We start from the raw sequence: 11,005 nt of genomic DNA, 5'->3' as shown, positions 1-11,005 counted from the left end.
CTCGCGCATCAGGCGCAGCACGCGCTTGCGGTTCACCACAAAGCCCTCGCGGCGCAACTGTGCGGAGATCCGGCGATAGCCGTAATGCCGATGCGTCAGTGCGAGCCGCTGGATCGCGTCTCGCACGCCAGTCTCTTCGGCACGTGGGGCGGAAGCCGCCCAATGCCGGTAGTAGCCGGCCCGGCTGACGCCAGCCAGGGTGCACATCCGTTCGATCGTCAGCTCGCCTTGCCGCGGGGAGATCGTCATCGCTTGGATGACCTCGTAGACCCCCTCACGCCAGGCCCGCTGCTCGGCCGGCGTGCTTCCTTGACCCGCTGCAAGGCTTGCCGAAAAAAATCCAGTTCAATCTGCTGCTGGCCGATCTTGCGCTCGAGCTCGGCAATCCGCTCCGGGGCGCCAGGGTCGCCCGCCGCAATGGCGCGTGCCCGCTCCTTTAGGCTCGGCACAACGGCATCGCTTTTGCGCGGGCGGCCGATCGGCCGCAGCGCTGCCGCCCCGCCTGCCCGAAATAGATCGCGCCAGGCGTAGAGATCCTTGCGCAGCACCTTCAGCTCGTCTGAAAGCGCCCTTATCCGCTCGCCCGCCAGAATGCGGCGAACCGCCTCAAGCTTGAACTCTCGGCTGAAAACACGGGGTGATTTGTTGGGCATAGGTTCTCCGTTAGAGAACTGTCCCTAATTTCCCGTGTCTCACTTTTGGGGTGCACTCCANCAATGGCGCGTGCCCGCTCCTTTAGGCTCGGCACAACGGCATCGCTTTTGCGCGGGCGGCCGATCGGCCGCAGCGCTGCCGCCCCGCCTGCCCGAAATAGATCGCGCCAGGCGTAGAGATCCTTGCGCAGCACCTTCAGCTCGTCTGAAAGCGCCCTTATCCGCTCGCCCGCCAGAATGCGGCGAACCGCCTCAAGCTTGAACTCTCGGCTGAAAACACGGGGTGATTTGTTGGGCATAGGTTCTCCGTTAGAGAACTGTCCCTAATTTCCCGTGTCTCACTTTTGGGGTGCACTCCAATACAGCTTCCCGGATTGCGCTTCGCTCCATCCGGGCTACGAGCAATCCGCCTTGACTTCCGCTTCGTCTCCGCAGAAAGAGCGTGGCCTGCCTTGCGATCCCGAAGCGTGCATTCCGCCCGAACGCGCGTTAACCAATTGAAGTTACAACGCTTCTCCTTTCACCGCCGAATCCGCTTCGCCCCTCGCATTGTTCCTCCCTATATTGAGTTGATGCCCGACCCGATGCGCAGCTATCTCGACTTCGAAAAACCCGTCGCCGAGCTTGAATCCAAGATCGACGAGTTGCGTGCGCTTGCCGCGAGCGGCAGCGACATCGGCGACGAAGTCGCGCGGATCGAGGACAAGGCGGCGCAGGCGCTGACCGACCTCTATGCCAACCTGACGCCGTGGCAGAAGACGCTGGTGGCGCGGCATCCGCAGCGGCCGCACTTCACCGATTTCATCGGCGGCCTGATCACCGAATTCACCCCGATGGCCGGCGACCGCAAATTCGCCGACGACGAGGCCCTGATCGGCGGCTTCGGCCGTTTCCGCGGCGAGAGCATCTGCGTGGTCGGCCAGGAGAAGGGGGCCACCACCGACAGCCGCATCAAGCACAATTTCGGCATGGCGCGTCCCGAGGGCTACCGCAAGGCGGTGCGCCTGATGGAGATGGCCGACCGCTTCGGCATCCCGGTGCTGTCGATCGTCGATTCCGCCGGCGCCTATCCCGGCATCGGCGCCGAGGAGCGCGGCCAGGCCGAGGCGATCGCGCGCTCGATCGACGCCTGCCTGTCGCTCGGCGTGCCCAATGTCGCGATCGTCACCGGCGAAGGCATGTCGGGCGGCGCAATCGCCATCACCACGGCCAACCGCGTGCTGATGATGGAGCACGCGATCTACAGCGTGATCTCGCCGGAGGCGGCGTCCTCGATCCTGTGGCGCGACGGCACCAAGGCGCAGGAAGCCGCCAACAGCATGAAGATCACCGCCCAGGACATGCTGCGCTTCGGCGTCATCGACCAGATCCTGAAAGAACCCTCCGGCGGCGCCCATCGCGACCCCGCCGCGATGATCGCGACCACGGGCGACGCCATCGCCCAGGCGTTCAACGACCTACGAAATCTTGATCCGGACGCGATTCGCAAACAGCGGCGCCAGAAGTTCCTGGACATCGGCCGCAAGCTGGGCTGAGGCGCCCAAACCATCGGGTTTTTCGACCAAATCGGCCGATTTTGCCGTAATTGGGCCCCGAGCCGGGTCTTTAACGTTCCTTGAACCATGCCTGCTACCGTGTGGGCTGTCAGCCCCGGTTCAGGTTGCGAGCAGGGGTGGTCGAAGGCTAATATTTTACACAATGGCTTCAGGGCATATTCGCCGTGTTGGGGTCGCGAAAATCGCCCGGTGGGTGTGGAGCTCGGACTTGACTCATCGCACGCTCGTACGCGCGCTTCTGACTTCGGCGGTCCTCGCCGCGGGCGTCATGCTCGCCGGCTGCGACAGCGACCAGATCTCGCTTGCCCAGAACGCCAAGGCCAACCAGCCGGTCCCGCCAAAGCTCGTGGCAGCCATGGCCGAGAAGGACATGGACATGCAGTCGCCGATCCTGGTGCGGCTGTTCAAGCAGGAGGCGGAGCTCGAGGTCTGGAAGCAGACCCGCTCCGGCCAGTTCGCGCTGCTCAAGACCTATCCGATCTGCCGCTGGTCGGGCGATCTCGGTCCGAAGATCCGCGAGGGTGACCGCCAGGCGCCGGAAGGGTTCTACTCGATCAACCCGAGCCAGATGAACCCGCAGTCGGCCTATTACTTGTCGTTCAACACCGGCTATCCCAACGCGTTCGACAAGGCGCTCGGCCGTACCGGCTCGCAACTGATGGTGCATGGCGACTGCTCCTCGCGCGGCTGCTACGCGATGACCGACGAGCAGATCGCGGAAATCTATTCGCTCGGCCGAGAGTCATTCTTCGGCGGCCAGAAAGCGTTCCAGCTGCAGGCCTATCCGTTCCGGATGACGCCGGTGAACATGGCCAAGCACCGCAACAATCCGAACATGCCTTTCTGGAAGATGATCAAGGAAGGCTATGATCATTTCGAGGTGACGAAGCAGGAGCCGAAGGTCGACTTCTGCGAGAAGAAATACGTGTTCGATGCGGTCAAGGCGCCGAACGCGACGCGCGATCCGGTGTTCGACGCCTCCGCGAAGTGCCCGGCCTATGTGATCCCCGAGGAGATCGCGAGCGCCGTGCGCGAGAAGGAGCAGCAGGACGCCGCCGAGACCGCCAAGCTGATCTCCAAGGGTACCCCCGTGGCGCGGCTCAACACCGGCATCGACGGCGGCATGAACGCGATCTTCGCCTCGAAGATTCCGGAAGGCAACACCGGCCTGTCCGAAGGCGGCGACAGCCAGGCGTTGCAGTCGATGGCGCTGGCGCGTGCGCCCGGTACGATCCCCGGCACGGTCAATCCGCCGCGGCCGAATCTCGCAGTCCAGCAGGAAGAGCCGGTAGTGGCGACGACGTCGTCGACTGCCCGTGTTGCCTCGGCGAACTCGTCCGACAAATCCGAAGGCTTCTTCTCGAGCTTTGCCCAGAAGGTCGGCATCGGCAGCGCCACTGCCGATGCCAGCAAGGTGACCTCGCCGCCGGCGCCGGTGGCTGCCGCACCGGCCAAGCCAAAGATCGCCGAGGCCAAGCCGCAATCCGTGGTTCGCGTCGCGACGAAGGCGGAGCCGAAGCAGGCCGCCAAGCCCGCGCCGAAGCCGCAGGTGACCAATACCGCCGCGGCCGCGCCGGCCGCGACATCGTCGACCCAGCTCGCCGGCTCGGCGCCTGTGGTGCAGACCAACTCGTTCGACACCCGCTTCTCCGCGGTGAAGTAACGGCGGAGCGACGCCGCTCGGAAGCGATCAACTTTCCCGCTGGCGCAGCGTCGCCCCTGCGAAGGCCGGGACGACATCGAGTGTGTTGTGCGATCTGTGAGTCAAACTTTCCGCATCCTCGGGGCATGATTTTGCCCGAGCTTTGCTCTGCCACATTCCGCTTGCCAACCGCGCATAGACGATCGTCTGATCGGTACGGGGCACAGCCGGGAGATTGCGATGGATGACCGAACCGTGCGGATGGCGCTTGAGCGCCATTGGGAGGCGTCGGACGCCAGCGATTTCGAGCGCGAGCACGACATCTATCGCGACGATGCGGTGCTTGATTATCCGCAATCGGGCGAACGGATCCGCGGCCGGCGCAACATTCAGCAGAGCCGCATGGTGCAGCCGAACAAGAAGCGCTTCACGATCCAGCGCATCATCGGCGCCGGCGATCTCTGGGTCACCGAGTTCGTGCTGACCTATGACGGCATCCCGTCCTACACGGTGAGCATCATGGAATTCCGCGACGGGCAGGTCGTCCACGAAACGCAGTATTTCGCCGACAGGTTTGAGCCGTCGCCGACGCGCGCTCACCTTGTTGAACACGCCGACGGGACGTCGTCGCGTTGATCGACAACGAGACTTGTACCGCGCCGGCTGGCGACGGTTACATGCCGTGGCTCTCAAAGACCTTCTTGCAGCTTCGGCTGAGGCTGGCGCGTTGCATCTGAAGGCAATTCTGTACGGCGCCGTCATTGCCGAGGTCCTTGCGGCAGAAGCGCTGTGCGTCGCGCGAGCACGCAGACTGTTCCGCCTTGGTACCGGAATGCTGGGCCAGCGCGGCGCCGCTGCTCATCACGGCAGCGGCAAAAGCGGCTGCGATCGAGAAATAACGCATTGGTGAATTCCTCCCGCGGCCCAACGGCAGGAGGAGCGCTTCGTTCCTGCGGGAACCCGGGATTCTACGGCGCCAGATACCGCAGCAATTCAGGATCGTTGCGCACCTCGCCTGCCGCGCCCTGCAGCGCAATGCGGCCGCGGTCCAGCACATAGGCGTAGTCGGCGACGCGCAGCGCGAGGTCGAGATGCTGCTCGACGATCACGACCGAGATGCTCTTGGCAAGCTCGATCAGCCGCTCGGTGATCTCCTCGATCACGCCGATCCAGACGCCTTCGGTCGGCTCGTCGAGCAGCAGCAGCTTCGGATCGCCGAGCATGGCGCGGCCGATCGCCAGCATCTTGCGCTCGCCGCCGGACAGCGTGCCGGCGGGCTGGTCGAGCCGCTGGCCGAGCTTCGGGAAGATCTCGAGCACGCGATCGACCGCGCTCGAATCCGAATTGAACAGCGAGCCGACCGCGAGGTTGTCGCGCACCGACAGGCGGGCGAACACCGAATGCTCCTGCGGCACATAACCGATGCCGGAGCGCACGCGCTCCTCGGTACGCCGCCGGGTGATGTCGCGGCCGTCGAAGAACAACTCTCCCGTTGTGCTCGCGAGTTCGCCGACGATGGTCTTCATCAGCGTGGTCTTGCCGGCGCCGTTGCGGCCGAGCACGGCGACGCCGCCGCGCCAGGGAATGCCGATGTTGACATCGAATAGGACCTGGCTGCGGCCGTAGCCGGCATCGATGTGCCGGATATCGAGGAAAGATTGATCAGGCACGGCGAAGATAAATCTCCTGGACGCTCTTGTTGGCCTGGATTTCCGCGACCGTGCCCGAGGCCAGCACCTTGCCCTGGTCGAGCACGGTGAGGCGGTCGCAGATGTCGCGGATGAAATCGAGATCGTGTTCGACGATGACGAGCGAGCAATGCTGCTTGATCGGCTGCAGCAGCTCGCCGGTGACGCGGCGCTCCTCGAGACTCATGCCGCCGGTCGGCTCGTCCAGCAGCAGCAGCCGCGGTCGGCCTGCGAGCGCCATCGCGATCTCGAGCCATTGCTGCTGGCCATGCGACAGCGCCGCCGCGGCATCGTGCGCGCGATCGGCGAGCCGGAACTGGGCCAGCATCGTCATCACCTGGTCGTGCAGCCTGTTGCGCGTACGCGAGAGCACGAGATCGAACAGCGACGAATGCGCCTGCAGCGCCAGCAGGATGTTGTCGTAGAGCGTCAGCGTCGGCAGCACCGAGGTGATCTGGAATTTCAGGCTCATGCCGGCGCGGGCGCGCTCGGTCGGCGTGAACGCCGTGATGTCGGTGTTGACGAAGGACACCTTGCCCGTGGTCGGCACCTCAGCGCCGGCGACGCATTTCATCAGCGTGCTCTTGCCCGAGCCGTTGGGGCCGATCAAGCCGTGAAACTCGTTCTCGTCGACGGTCAAGCCTGCGCCGTCCAGCGCGGTGAGCTTGCCGAATACCTTGCTGATCCCTTGCGCTTCAAGGAGCGGCATGGCCGGTCTCCTTTGACTTTGGCGCTTTGCCGAAGCTGCCGACCCGCTCGCGCTCGCCGAGCACAAAGGAGACCAGCCCGAGCGGGCGGAACATGATCACGAGCAGCAGCAGCACGCCGAGGATGATCGGCCAGACATCGCGGTAATTGTCCGACAGCCAGAAGCTGACGCCCTCGATGATCACGGTGCCGATCACGGCGCCGATCAGCGTGCCGGAGCCGCCGAACAACACGTAGAGCACGACCTGGGTCGAGAACACGACGCCCAGCATGTTGGGCCAGACAAATCCTTCGTGGAAAGCATAGAGGCTGCCGGCGAGACCGGCGATGGTGCCGCCGACCGCGAAGATGATCGCCTTCAGATGCTGCGCCTTGTAGCCGAAGAAGGCGATGCGCTGCTCGTTCTCGCGCAGGCCAGCAAGCGCAAGACCGAATTGCGAACGCACCAGGAAGCGGCAGAGCAGATAGACGACCACCAGGATGCCGAGCACCATGTAGTAGTAGATCGGCCCTTCCTCGAACTCGTAGCTGCCGAGGGTGAGCGGCGGGATCGACGGGATGCCGTTCTGGCCGCCGAGATAGTACCAACCCCGCGCCAGCCGGTCCGCAGCATAGGAGCCGGTCAGGGTGCCCAGCGAGACGAAGATCACGCTCGAGGGATAGCGCCCGAGCAGCAGGAAGCCGCCGAGCAGCAGCGATGCAGTGAGGCCAATCAGCGTGCCGGCGGGCAAGATCAGCAGGATCGAAGTGACGTTGAGATCGCGCGCCAATAGCGCCACGCCGTAGCCGGCGGCGCCGAAGAACAGCGCCTGGCCGAAGCTCATGATGCCGGCATAGCCCCACACCAGGTCGAACGACAGCGCGAACAGCGCGAGGATCACCACGCGGGTGGCGAACACCGTGAGATAATCCTGCAGCACCCATGGCAGGACCAGTGCGATCATGAGCACCAGCCCTTCCACGATCGGCAGGACCTTCCATCCTGCCGATGCCTGTTGCACCGGCGCGCGCGCGGCTGGTAGCCCCTCGCCTGTCACGACATCCTCGCTGATGCGTGCGACGGCCTCTCTTGCTCCACTCATTGATCGCTCAGCATTCCTTGGGATCGACGAGACCATCGCTGCGCGCCACGATCTCATAGTTCCCGCCTTTGGCAACAGCGGTGTACATCTTCATCTTGCAGTGACGCTTGCCCGGCACCATTTCGGCCGGTCCGCCGGGTCCTTCGGCGATCTTGGCGTGATCGAGTGCGGCAGCGACCTGTTCGCGGTCGACCTTGCCGGCTTCCTTGACCGCGGCTTCCCACAGCTTGAGGCCGCGATAGGTTCCGGTCGCGGCGCTGCCGGCGGCGAACAGGAAGTTGCCGGGGAAATCCTTTTCATACGCAGCCTGGAGCTTGGCGTTGAACGGATCTTCCTTGGTCAATACCTTGAAGTAGTCGAGGCAGCTCGCCAGCCCCTCGATCTCATTGGCCTGATTGATGTTGAGCGTGTTCTCGTCATAGTAGACACAGGCGAGCCGCCCGCCGTTCTTCAGGAAGCCGGCCTCATAGAGCTGTTTGAAGAACGGTCCGACACCCGGCGGGATCACGGTGTTGAAGACCACGTCGACCTTGTTGGAGATGATGCGGTTGACGGTGGCCGAGAAGTCGACCTGGTCGAGCGGATAATACTCCTCGAACACGACCTCGCCGCCATTGTCCTCGATCACCTTGCGGGCGTAGACGTTGAGCGTGTGCGGCCAGACATAATTGGCGCTCGGCAGCGCGAACTTCTTGCCGCCGTTCTTGATCAGCCAGGGAATGAAGGTGTCGCATTGCTGCGCCGGCGTCGGCCCGGTGCAGAACAGATAGGGCGTGCACTCCTTGCCCTCGTAGAGCTGCGGATAGATGTAGAGCGTCTTGCCGCGCGCCACGATCGGGTCCTTGATCGCGTTGCGCATCGACGAGGTGATGCCGCCCAGCACCATGTCGACCTTGTCGCGCTGGATCAGCTTGCGGACATTGCCGACCGCGACCGATTCGTTCGAGGCGGTATCCTCGATGTAGAGCTCGAGCGGCCGGCCGAGCAGGCCGCCGCCGGCATTGATCTCCTTGATCACCATCTTGGCGACGTTGGCGTCGGCGTTGCCGGCATAGGCGATCGGGCCGGTCAGGTCGGTCGCGATGCCGACCTTGATCGGGCCTTCGGCGGCGTTGGCCCAATCGGGCCGCACCACCCAGCTGCCGACCCCGGTCGCGAGCGCTCCGGTTGCAAAGGCGAAATTGCTCATGAAGCGGCGGCGCGTGAGGTTCATGCGTTCAATCGACATGGTGATTAGACCCCTTTCCCAGCGATGAGGCCTTGCGGCCGGAATTTGATGAAGGCGATGGCGAGCACGAAGACGAGGACGTCGGCGACGACCGGAGACATCACCCATGGCAGCGCCGCGCTGAGCGTGCCGATCACACCGGCGCCGGCGACCGGACCGATGAAGGAGCCGACACCCCCGACCATCACGGCGACGAAGCCCTGGATCAGGAAGCGGATGCCGAGATCGGCAAAAAGGCTGAACACCGGCACGATCAGCGCGCCGGCAAGCCCGGCCAGCGCCGCGCCGAACGCAAAGGTCGCGCCGTAGATCAACGGCGTCGAGATGCCCGACGCGCGCGCCAGCGCCGGGTTCTCCAGGGTGGCGCGGACCCGAAGCCCGAAGCTCGTGCGCGCCAGCAGGAGATAGCAGCCGCCCATCACCACGAGCGTGATCACGATGATGGTGAAACGCCAGGCCGAAATGTGGACCGAGCCGAGGTCGATCGAACCGCCGATCGGCTCCGGCACCGTGAGATAGAAGCCGCCGATCAGCCCGCGCACGCTTTCGCGGATGATCAGCCCGAGCGCATAGGTGCCGAGCATCGCCACGATCGGCGCGGCATAGAAGCGCCGGATGATCAGCGCTTCCAGCACGAAGCCGAGCGCGCCGACCACGAAGGGCGCCGCGACCATGCCGACCCAGACCGGCGCGCCGTGGGCGTAAGCCAGATAGGTCACATAAGCCCCGAGCAGGACGAATTCGCCCTGCGCGAAGTTGAAGATGCCCATCATGCTGGCGATGATGCCGAGCCCGAGCACGACCAGCACGATGATCGCGCCGAAGCTCACGATCTCGAACACCGCGGCGAAGGTGCTAGCCATGGTGTTCGATCCATCGACCTTGCGTCTGCGACAAGCGGCGCCTCACATCTTCTTCCAGTCGCCGGCCTGCTCGAAGGCGTGCGCGGCGCGGTAGATGGTGGTTTCCTCGAACATCCGCCCGACCAGCATCAGGCCGACCGGCAATCCGTCGACCACGCCGCAGGGCAGCGACATCGCCGGGTGATGGGTGATGTCGAACGGCGCGGTGTTGGAGATCATCTCCAGCGCCCGAGCGACATACTCCTCGCGGCTGGCATTGGCCTCGGGCAACTTCGTCGCCTTCATCGGCGTGGTCGGCATCAGCAGCAGATCGTAGGCCTTGAAGGCCTTGTCGTAAGCCGCAGTCAGCCGGCGCGAGATGTTGAGCGCCTTGCCGTAGAAGCGCGGACCGAAATTGTTGTTGATGTAGGTACCGAGCAGCATGAACAGCTTCGTGGTCTCGGACAGCGAATCCGCCTGACGGCGCCAGCCGCGATGGAAATCCATCAGCGAGGTCGAATAGAGGTCGCCGCGGCTGAGGCCGTAGCCGTCGCCGAACATCATGGTCTGGGTCAGGCCTTCGGTGCCGATCGGGGTCCAGATCGCACCGCCGAGCATGTGCATCGGGATCGATACCGTCTCGATGCTGGCGCCGAGATCCTTGAAGCGCTTGGCCGCCTCGCGCACGCTTTCATTCACCGCAGCTTCGGCGGTCGGCTGCTCGAAGCCTTCCTTGACGATGCCGATCTTCATGCCCTTGACACCCTTGCCGAGCGCCTTGGTGTAGTCCTCGACCTTCGGCGCCTTGATCCGCGGATCGTAGCCATCGTCGCCGGCCAGCACTTCCAGCAGCAGCGCGTTGTCTTCCACGGTCGCGGTCATCGGACCGGTGTGATCGACGTAGATCTCGATCGGCATGATGCCGGTGTAGGGCACAAGCCCCCAGGTCGGCTTCATGCCGTAGGTGCCGCAGAACGAGGACGGCATGCGGATCGAGCCGCCCTGGTCGCCGCCGATCGCCATGTCGACCTCGCCGAGCGCGACCACGACGCCGGAGCCCGACGACGAGCCGCCGGCGGAATAGCCCATCTTGTGCGGGTTGTGCACCGGCCCGTAGGAGCCGGTGTGGCTGCCGCCGGACAGGCAGAAATGCTCGCAATGGGTCTTGCCTGCGATCTCGGCACCGGCGTCGAGCATGCGGGTGACGATGGTGGCGTCGAAATCGGGGATATAGCCTTCCAGCGTCGACGAGCCGTTGGTCATCGGCACGCCGGCCAGCATGATGTTGTCCTTCAGCGCCACCGTCTTGCCCTTGAGCTTGCCGGAAGCCGCGCCCTTCACCGTCGACTTGCGGTACCAGGCGTTGTGCTTGTTGTTCTCCGGCGCCGGGCGATAGCCGGGCGTGCGGGGATATTTCACTTCGGGCAGTTCGTCCGGCATCTGGGCGACGAGGTTGTAGGCCTCGATCGAGCCCTGCATCAGGCCGCGGAACGAGGCCACGTCCTCATCGGTCAGGGACAGGCCGCACTGTTCGGCGACGGCACGAAGTTGCGTTGGCGTGGGAAGGACGACGGTCACGGCGCTCTCCTGAAGCTTTTGATCTTTG

The 11,005-nt window shown here is 64.4% G+C and carries 13 protein-coding genes; 3 read left to right on the top strand and 10 right to left on the bottom strand.

From position 1 onward, the window contains the following. From AKN83_RS40970 to AKN83_RS42185, 3 genes are all read right to left on the bottom strand, one after another. The coding region (locus tag AKN83_RS40970; RefSeq protein WP_430641598.1) for an IS3 family transposase at positions 1-207 on the bottom strand (207 nt) is incomplete at its 3' end. Between the two features lie 38 nt (positions 208-245). Next, a complete protein-coding gene (locus AKN83_RS35840; RefSeq protein ID WP_050403465.1) occupies positions 246-653 on the bottom strand; it encodes a helix-turn-helix domain-containing protein in 408 nt (135 codons plus the stop codon). Beyond that, the gene (locus AKN83_RS42185) at positions 572-952 is read right to left on the bottom strand and encodes a helix-turn-helix domain-containing protein (RefSeq protein WP_083992396.1); all 381 of its coding nucleotides are present in this window, start codon (positions 950-952) and stop codon (positions 572-574) included. The genes AKN83_RS35840 and AKN83_RS42185 overlap by 82 nt, the downstream gene beginning before the upstream one ends. Before the next feature lie 273 nt (positions 953-1,225). Here AKN83_RS42185 and AKN83_RS35835 point away from each other — a divergent pair, with 273 nt between their 5' ends. The 3 genes from AKN83_RS35835 to AKN83_RS35825 all read left to right on the top strand — a co-directional run bounded on the left by AKN83_RS35835 (position 1,226) and on the right by AKN83_RS35825 (position 4,487). Then, positions 1,226-2,188, top strand: a complete 963-nt coding sequence (locus AKN83_RS35835) for an acetyl-CoA carboxylase carboxyltransferase subunit alpha (RefSeq protein ID WP_050404812.1) — start codon at positions 1,226-1,228, stop codon at positions 2,186-2,188. Positions 2,189-2,417: 229 nt separating this feature from the next. After that, on the top strand, positions 2,418-3,872 hold the full coding sequence (locus AKN83_RS35830) for a L,D-transpeptidase family protein (protein WP_083992395.1): 1,455 nt from the start codon (positions 2,418-2,420) through the stop codon (positions 3,870-3,872). Between the two features lie 219 nt (positions 3,873-4,091). Beyond that, a complete protein-coding gene (locus AKN83_RS35825; protein WP_050404811.1) occupies positions 4,092-4,487 on the top strand; it encodes a nuclear transport factor 2 family protein in 396 nt (131 codons plus the stop codon). 37 nt (positions 4,488-4,524) lie between these two features. On the opposite strand, the gene AKN83_RS35820 is transcribed toward AKN83_RS35825, so the two are convergent. The 7 genes from AKN83_RS35820 to AKN83_RS35790 form a co-directional block, all read right to left on the bottom strand. Beyond that, positions 4,525-4,755: a hypothetical protein gene (locus tag AKN83_RS35820; RefSeq protein WP_050404810.1), complete on the bottom strand. Its 231-nt coding sequence runs from the start codon at positions 4,753-4,755 to the stop codon at positions 4,525-4,527. Between the two features lie 64 nt (positions 4,756-4,819). After that, on the bottom strand, positions 4,820-5,521 hold the full coding sequence (locus AKN83_RS35815) for a branched-chain amino acid ABC transporter ATP-binding protein (RefSeq protein WP_050404809.1): 702 nt from the start codon (positions 5,519-5,521) through the stop codon (positions 4,820-4,822). Continuing rightward, positions 5,514-6,248 carry an ABC transporter ATP-binding protein gene (locus tag AKN83_RS35810; protein WP_050404808.1) on the bottom strand — a complete coding sequence of 245 codons (735 nt, stop codon included), beginning with the start codon at positions 6,246-6,248 and terminating at the stop codon, positions 5,514-5,516. The genes AKN83_RS35815 and AKN83_RS35810 overlap by 8 nt, the downstream gene beginning before the upstream one ends. After that, the gene (locus tag AKN83_RS35805) at positions 6,235-7,329 is read right to left on the bottom strand and encodes a branched-chain amino acid ABC transporter permease (protein WP_244522225.1); all 1,095 of its coding nucleotides are present in this window, start codon (positions 7,327-7,329) and stop codon (positions 6,235-6,237) included. The genes AKN83_RS35810 and AKN83_RS35805 overlap by 14 nt, the downstream gene beginning before the upstream one ends. 7 nt (positions 7,330-7,336) lie before the next feature. Beyond that, positions 7,337-8,557: a substrate-binding protein gene (locus AKN83_RS35800; RefSeq protein ID WP_050404807.1), complete on the bottom strand. Its 1,221-nt coding sequence runs from the start codon at positions 8,555-8,557 to the stop codon at positions 7,337-7,339. A 5-nt stretch (positions 8,558-8,562) separates the two neighbouring features. Continuing rightward, positions 8,563-9,420, bottom strand: a complete 858-nt coding sequence (locus AKN83_RS35795; RefSeq protein WP_050404806.1) for a branched-chain amino acid ABC transporter permease — start codon at positions 9,418-9,420, stop codon at positions 8,563-8,565. A 42-nt stretch (positions 9,421-9,462) separates the two neighbouring features. Next, complete coding sequence (locus AKN83_RS35790) at positions 9,463-10,977, bottom strand: amidase (RefSeq protein ID WP_050404820.1); 1,515 nt, start codon at positions 10,975-10,977, stop codon at positions 9,463-9,465. Positions 10,978-11,005: the final 28 nt, after the last annotated feature.

It is taken from the genome of Bradyrhizobium embrapense (assembly GCF_001189235.2).
Classification (GTDB): Bacteria; Pseudomonadota; Alphaproteobacteria; order Rhizobiales; family Xanthobacteraceae; genus Bradyrhizobium; species Bradyrhizobium embrapense.
This window is presented reverse-complemented; position numbering and strand designations above follow the sequence as displayed.